This window comes from Micromonospora sp. NPDC004551 (assembly GCF_040609975.1).
In the GTDB taxonomy this organism is placed as follows: Bacteria; Actinomycetota; Actinomycetes; order Mycobacteriales; family Micromonosporaceae; genus Micromonospora.
The window spans coordinates 21,919-28,460 of sequence record NZ_JBEXLM010000051.1 but is presented as its reverse complement, the minus strand read 5'-3'; the positions used below and the strand labels follow the sequence as shown (position 1 = coordinate 28,460).

5 protein-coding genes are annotated in these 6,542 nt (G+C 74.5%); 3 read left to right on the top strand and 2 right to left on the bottom strand.

The window, feature by feature from the left end; translation table 11 throughout:
- Window positions 1–109: 109 nt before the first annotated feature.
- Complete coding sequence (gene thrS, locus ABZW14_RS32965; RefSeq protein ID WP_355354712.1) at window positions 110–2,134, bottom strand: threonine--tRNA ligase; 2,025 nt, start codon at window positions 2,132–2,134, stop codon at window positions 110–112.
- Window positions 2,135–2,338: 204 nt separating this feature from the next.
- Between thrS and ABZW14_RS32960 the strand changes: the two genes are divergently transcribed.
- Window positions 2,339–3,202, top strand: coding sequence for a DUF1775 domain-containing protein (locus ABZW14_RS32960; RefSeq protein ID WP_355354709.1), 864 nt, complete (start codon window positions 2,339–2,341; stop codon window positions 3,200–3,202).
- A gap of 161 nt (window positions 3,203–3,363) precedes the next feature.
- On the opposite strand, the gene ABZW14_RS32955 is transcribed toward ABZW14_RS32960, so the two are convergent.
- Window positions 3,364–4,293 carry an ADP-ribosylglycohydrolase family protein gene (locus ABZW14_RS32955; RefSeq protein ID WP_355354706.1) on the bottom strand — a complete coding sequence of 310 codons (930 nt, stop codon included), beginning with the start codon at window positions 4,291–4,293 and terminating at the stop codon, window positions 3,364–3,366.
- A gap of 73 nt (window positions 4,294–4,366) precedes the next feature.
- Between ABZW14_RS32955 and ABZW14_RS32950 the strand changes: the two genes are divergently transcribed.
- Window positions 4,367–5,056, top strand: coding sequence for a response regulator transcription factor (locus ABZW14_RS32950; RefSeq protein WP_089155714.1), 690 nt, complete (start codon window positions 4,367–4,369; stop codon window positions 5,054–5,056).
- A gap of 29 nt (window positions 5,057–5,085) precedes the next feature.
- Window positions 5,086–6,474, top strand: coding sequence for a HAMP domain-containing sensor histidine kinase (locus ABZW14_RS32945; RefSeq protein ID WP_355354703.1), 1,389 nt, complete (start codon window positions 5,086–5,088; stop codon window positions 6,472–6,474).
- The last annotated feature ends 68 nt before the right edge of the window (window positions 6,475–6,542 follow it).

The following is a 6,542-nucleotide window of genomic DNA, read 5'->3' as shown; positions in this document are numbered from 1 at the left end:
TTCACTGGGTTTTGTGATTTTTAGTTAGGCCGGTTCCCCCCCCTGCTGAGGTTATTCTTAGGGGGGCGGCGGGGCGGCGGGGGGGGCCGCCCCCCCCCGCGACGGTGGCTCAGGTGTTGGGCGCGCCCTCGGCCGAGGGGCCCGAGTTGGTGCGGGACTCGACGACGTCCCGCACGTGGGCCACCGCCTCCTCGATCGGCACGCCGTTGCGCTGCGACCCGTCCCGGTAGCGGAAGGAGACCGTGCCGGCGGCCACGTCGTCGTCGCCGGCGATCACCATGAACGGGATCTTCTGCTGCTGGGCGTTGCGGATCTTCTTCTGCATCCGGTCGTCACCGGCGTCGACCTCGGCACGGATGCCCCGCTTCCGCAGGGTGGTGACGAAGTCCTGGAGGTAGTCGGTGTGGTCCTCGCGGATCGGGATGCCGACCACCTGCACGGGGGCGAGCCAGGCCGGGAACGCGCCCGCGTAGTGCTCGGTGAGCACGCCGATGAACCGCTCGATCGACCCGAACTTGGCGCAGTGGATCATCACGGGCTGCTGCCGCGTGCCGTCGGCCGCCTGGTACTCCAGCCCGAAGCCCTTCGGCTGGTTGAAGTCGTACTGGATGGTCGACAGCTGCCAGGTGCGGCCGATGGCGTCCTTGGCCTGCACGGAGATCTTCGGGCCGTAGAAGGCCGCGCCGCCCGGATCCGGCACCAGGTCCAGCCCGGTCTCCCGGGCGCACTGCTCCAGCACGGCGGTGGCCGTCGCCCAGTCCTCGTCGGACCCGACGAACTTGTCCAGCCGGGCCTCGTCGCGGGTCGACAGCTCCAGGTAGAAGTCGTCGATGCCGAAGTCCTTCAGCAGGCTCAGCACGAAGTCGAGCAGGTGCTTGATCTCGGCGGGCGCCTGCTCCCGGGTGCAGTAGGAGTGCGAGTCGTCCTGGGTCAGGCCGCGCACCCGGGTCAGCCCGTGCACCACGCCCGACTTCTCGTAGCGGTAGACCGACCCGAACTCGAACAGCCGCATCGGCAGCTCACGGTAGGACCGCCCGCGCGACCGGTAGATCAGGTTGTGCATGGGGCAGTTCATGGCCTTGAGGTAGTAGTCCGCGCCCTCGAGCTCCATGGGCGGGTACATGCCGTCGGCGTAGTACGGCAGGTGGCCCGAGGTGTGGAACAGGCCCTCCTTCGAGATGTGCGGGGTCCCGACGTACTGGAAGCCCTCCTCGATGTGGCGGGTGCGCACGTAGTCCTCCATCACCCGCTTGAGCACGCCGCCCTTGGGATGGAAGACCGCCAGGCCGGAGCCGATCTCGTCGGGGAAGCTGAACAGGTCCAGGTCCGCGCCGAGCTTGCGGTGGTCGCGCCGGGCGGCCTCCTCCAGCAACCGCAGGTACGCCTTCAGCTCGTCCCGGGTCGGCCACGCGGTGCCGTAGACCCGCTGGAGCTGCGGGTTCTTCTCCGAGCCCCGCCAGTAGGCGGCGGCCGAGCGCATCAGCTTGAACGCGCCGATCAGCCGGGTGTTCGGCAGGTGCGGGCCGCGGCACAGGTCCGACCAGCAGACCTTGTCCTCGTTGGCGGCGAGGTTGTCGTAGATGGTCAGCTCGCCGCCGCCCACCTCCATCACCTCGGAGGAGTCCAGCCCCTCGCCCTTGACCTCGATGAGCTCCATCTTGAACGGCTCGGCGGCCAGCTCGCCGCGCGCCTCGTCGAGGCTGTTGAAGCGGCGCCGGCGGAACCGCTGGCCGGACTTGACGATCTCCTGCATCCGCTTCTCGAGCTTCGCCAGGTCGTCGGGCTGGAACGGCTTGGCCACCTGGAAGTCGTAGTAGAAGCCGTTCTCGATCGGCGGGCCGATGCCGAGCTTGGCCTCCGGGAAGACGTCCTGCACGGCCTGGGCCAGCACGTGCGCGGTGGAGTGGCGCAGCACGTTCAGGCCGTCCGGAGTGTCGAGGGCGACCGGCTCGACCGCGGTCTCCTCGGCCGGCTTCCAGTCCAGGTCGCGCAGCACGCCCTGCGGGTCGCGGACCACCACGATCGCCTTCGGGCCGTTCGTCGGCAGCCCGGCCGCGGCCACCGCGTCGGCCGCCGTCGTCCCGGCGGCGACGACGACGGGGTCGGCCACGATCGGGGTACGGGGTGCGGACACGGTGACTCCTGTCGTCGACGGGTTCGGATGTGCCGGGTACCGGCCCCTGCGATGCTATCGGTCGCCCCGACCCGTGCCGTCGGCGACGCCGCGCTCCCCCGGGCGACCGGTTCCGTCCGGCGTTGAACCTTTCCGCCCTCGCACCCGAACTACCGGGTGGGGCCGGAGCCGGTGCCGGCCGTGTCGACACGGATGGGGACGACCATGACGATGACCCGTCGGGGCCGGTGGTGGGCGACCGCGCTGCTGGCCGCCGCGGTCGGCGGCACGCTGGGCTGGCCCGGCGCCGCGAGCGCCGCCGAGGTGACCCTCACGACCTCCCCCGCCCAGGTACGCCAGGGCGACGCCATCGAACTGGCCGTGGTGCTGCCCGAGGAGCGGGCCGGCAGCCGGACCAGCCGGATCGAGCTGCGGATGCCCGCGGACGCGCCGATCGGCGAGGTCTACCCGCTCTCCGTGCCGGACTGGGCGCCCACCATCACGACCCGCACCCTGGACCGGCCGGTCCCCGGCATCCACTCCTCGGAGCTGGACCAGGTCACCGACGCGGTGACCTGGATCCGGATGCCCGGCACCACCGGGCCGGCCCGGCTCTCGCTCGGCATGGGACCGATGCCGGCCACCGACCGGCTGACGTTCACGGTGGTCCAGACCTACGCCGACGGCACGGTGGTCCGCTGGACCGACCCGCCCGGCGGCGCGCACCCCGCCCCGACGGTCGCCCTGCTGCCCCCGCTGCCGGGTGCCGCCGCGCACGCGGACCACGGCGAGCCGGCCGCCGCCGCGCACGCCGGCCACGGCGAACCGGCCGCCGAGGCGCCGGCCGGGGCGGCCGGACCGCCCGGGGCCGGCGACGACGGACCCAGCGCGGACCTGCTGCTGGGCGGCGGCCTGCTCGCGGGGCTGGCCGGCGGCGCGGCGCTCGGCTGGCTGCTCAGCCGCCGCCGCCACGACACCCTGACCCTCCCCACCGACTCCCAGACCCGGCCCGACACCGCCACCGACGCCCCCGGCCCCCACCCCACCACCACCGACACCGCGCCCCTGACCCCCACGGCCTCCCGCTGAGCGGGGCGCACGCGGCGATCTTGGCGACTTACGGTTCCCAGCGAACGGCAGGTCGCCGAGATTCGACGCTGACCCGGCTCGCGCGAGCCCGCGAGGCCGCGTCGCCGGTGGCGGACGCGGTGGGCTGGCCCCGGCGACGACCGGCGCGGTGTGTGCGGAGGTCAGGCGGGGGCGGCGAGCCAGGGCGGGAGGGGTTCGCGGGCCGCGAGCCAGCCGTCCGGCACCCCGCCCGGCGTGCCGACCCCGGTGTGTGCGGCCACCACGCCGCCGACGATCGCCGCCGTGGTGTCCACGTCCCCGCCCGCCTCGACGCAGGCACGGATCGCGGCCGGGTAGTCGTGCAGGTGGGTGGCGGCCACCCAGAGCGTGAAGGGGACGGTGTCCTGGGCGGTCACCCGGGAGCCGTTGCCCAGCGTCTCGGCGACCTCGCCGGCCGGGTGGCCGAGCAGCGCGGCCGCCCGGCGTACGCCCCGGTGCACCTCGGCGGCCGGGTCGAGGGCACCGGCCACCACCGTGAGCAGCCGGGCCGGCTCGGGGCGGTCCCCGTCCAGCCGGGCGCGGGCGGCCAGCGAGGCGGCCACCGCCACCGCGACCGCCCCGGCGATCCCCTCCGGGTGGGCGTGGGTGACCTCGGCGGAGGCGCGGGCCTGGTCGGCGGCCCGCCGGGTGGAGTCGGCGTACCAGGCGCCGAGCGGGGCCACCCGCATGGCGGCGCCGTTGCCGCAGGAGCCCTGCCCGTCGAACGCGGACGCGGCGGCCACCGGCCACGGCGTGCCGGTCCGGATGAGGCGCAGGATGCCGACCGCCCCCGGCCCGTAGCCCCGGTAGGGCTCGCAGCGCTCCGCGAAGGCGAGCGCCAGGGCGTCCCGGTCGATCCGCCCGGCTTCGCTCAGCGCGGCCACCACCGAGCACGCCATCTCGGTGTCGTCGGTCCACTGCCAGGGCGGCACGGGCAGCCGTCCGGCACCGAGGTCGGCCGGGTGCCGGCCGGGCACGAAGAACTGGGAGCCCAGGGCGTCGCCGACCGACAGGCCGGCCAGCGAGTCGCGCGCCAGCGTCAGCCGCGTGTCGGGGAAGAGAGTGAACGTCATCGTCGTCCCAGCTTGCCCGGTTCGCAGGAGCGCCGCAACGCGATCAACTTGCCACGCCGAGTACGGTGCTGACGTGGCCACCGTCCTCCTGGTCGAAGACGATCACGTCGTCCGCGGCGCGATGCTGCGGTCCCTCACCGACCGGGGACATGCCGTGCACGCCGTCGGCACGGCGCTGGACGCGCTGCGCCGGGTCGCCGCCGAGACCCCCGATCTCGTGGTGCTCGACCTCGGCCTGCCCGACCTGGACGGCTCCGACGCGCTGCGGATGCTGCGCGGCATCACCGACGTGCCGATCATCATCGCGACCGCGCGCGACGACGAGCAGTCGGTGGTCCGGCTGCTCCGCGCGGGCGCCGACGACTACATGGTCAAGCCGTTCACGGGCGCACACCTCGACGCCCGGATCACCACCGTGCTGCGCCGGGCCGGCCGGGCCAGCCGGACCGTCCAGCCGGCCGTGCACACGGTCGGCGGCCTGCGGGTCGACGTGGGTGAGCGCAGCGCGGTGCTGGACGGCGAGCCGCTGGCCCTGACCCGCAAGGAATTCGACCTGCTGGCGTATCTCGCCGCACGTCCCGGCCGGGTAGTGTCCCGGCGGGAACTCTTGGAGGAGGTATGGCGGCAGCCCTCGGTCGGCGAGGACCAGACCATCGACGTTCACCTCTACTGGCTGCGCCGCAAAATGGGCGAGTCCGCGGCGAAGCCGCGCTACCTGCGCACCGTGCGGGGGGTCGGCTTCCGGCTGGTGGCGCCGGACTGAGGCGGGCGCTGGCCTGGCTCACGGCCGGCATGTGCAGCCTCGTCGCGCTCGCCTTCCTCATCCCGCTCGGGATCACCCTCGCCGACCAGGCGCGCGAGGAGAAGCTGGCCGACGCGGCCCGGCGCAGCGCGCTGGTCACCGGGGCGCTCGCGGTCAGCACCGACCCGGAGATCGTCCGCCGGGCCGTGGCGGCCAGCGGCGACGACCCGGCGCTGCGGCCCGTCGTACACGGGATCGGGGCCGACGAGGGCGCGGGCCGGGCCGACGCGGCGGCGCTGGACCGGGCGGCCACCGAGCGCCGCTCGGTGGTCACCGACGTGCCCGGCGGCGTCCTCCGGCTGGACCCCGTGGTGCTGGGCGACCGGGTCGCCGTGGTGGAGGTCTTCGTCCCCGACGAGGTGCTCGACGCCGGCGGCGGGGGGCGCTGGCTGCTGCTGCTCGCCGTGGCGGTGGCGCTGGTCGGTGCCGCGGTGATCGTGGTCGACCGGGTCGCCGCCCGGGCCGTCGACGCCACGGGCGAGCTGGTGAAGGCCGCCCTCGCGGTCGGCGACGGCGAGCTGGGCGTCCGGGTGGAGCCGACCGGGCCGCGGGAGCTAGCGGAGGCCGGGCACGCGTTCAACCGGATGGCGGAACGGCTGGTCGCGCTCCGCGCCGACGAGCGGGAACTCGTCGCCGACCTGTCACACCGGCTGCGGACGCCGCTGACCGCGCTGCGGCTGGACGCCGAGGCGCTGGAGTCCGACGACACCAGCATCGGCACGTTCAGCGAGGCGGAGCTGGACCGCCGCCGCGGCATCCGGCGGATCCGCCAGGCCATCGTGACCCTGGAGGGCGAGGTCGACCAGCTGATCACCACCACCCGCAAGGCGGTCAGCCAGGAGACCGGCCCGGCGACCTGCGACGTCAGCGAGGTGGTCCGGGACCGGATGGTCTTCTGGTCAGCCCTCGCCGGTGACCAGAACCGGCCGCACCGGGTGATCGGCGCGCAGCTGCGGATCCCGGCGCCGGCGCCCCGGGCCGAGCTGGCCGCGGCGCTGGACGCGGTGATCGGCAACGTCTTCCGCTACACCCCGCAGGGCACCGCGTTCGAGGTGGCGGTGAGCCGGCGGGACGGCTGGGTGGCGATCCGGATCGACGACGCCGGCCCGGGCATCACCGACCCGGACCGGGCGCTGCGTCGCGGCGCCAGCGACCAGGGCTCCACCGGCCTGGGGCTGGACATCGCCAAGCGGGTCGCGTTGCAGGCCAACGGCTCGGTGAGCATCGACCGGGCCCGGCTCGGCGGGGCCAGCGTGGTGATGCTGCTGGCCGATCCGGAGGCGACACCCCGGCAGGTCAACCGCTTCGGCCTGGTCGGCCGGATGGCGCGCGACGCCCGGGAGCCGCGAGCCGGCCGGCGCTGGCCGCGCCCGCGCTGAGCCGGTGGTTGTGGGCCGCCGCAAGTCTTCCTTAGAAGTGAATTAACGACGGCCGGGGCACCGGGCCG

Excerpts from the sequence above, each read along its gene's own strand:
- ABZW14_RS32945 (WP_355354703.1), top strand. The coding sequence starts at position 5,086 with ATGTGCAGCCTCGTCGCGCTCGCCTTCCTCATCCCGCTCGGGATCACC.
- ABZW14_RS32960 (WP_355354709.1), top strand. The coding sequence starts at position 2,339 with ATGACGATGACCCGTCGGGGCCGGTGGTGGGCGACCGCGCTGCTGGCC.
- ABZW14_RS32955 (WP_355354706.1), bottom strand. The coding sequence starts at position 4,293 with ATGACGTTCACTCTCTTCCCCGACACGCGGCTGACGCTGGCGCGCGAC.